A 261-nucleotide genomic window follows, 5' to 3' on the forward strand; every position below is an offset into this window, starting at 1 on the left:
CGCACTAGCGCCATAAGCTGCGGCGACGGTTGGAACGTCGTCGCCGGTATAGATTGAAATGCCGTGAGCTGTAATGTTGGCTTGGTTAGCTAGAACTGTTACTGGAACAAAGAAGGTTTTGCCATTAGAAGCAGAAATTGCGACTTGATACTGTCCGGGTACTTGGTTGTTAACCTTGGAAGTATCAATCTTAGTAATCGTTGCGGGTGTTCCATCTTCGTTTGTGGCACTAGCGCCATAAGCTGCGGCGTCGGTTGGAAC

The 261-nt window shown here is 49.0% G+C and carries 1 protein-coding gene; it reads right to left on the reverse strand.

All coding sequences use genetic code 11. The features are described from left to right. The coding region (locus AC6UDG_RS07660) for a hypothetical protein (protein WP_500706985.1) at positions 1 to 261 on the reverse strand (261 nt) is incomplete at both ends.

The organism is Fructilactobacillus sp. X2R1C1, assembly GCF_059901435.1.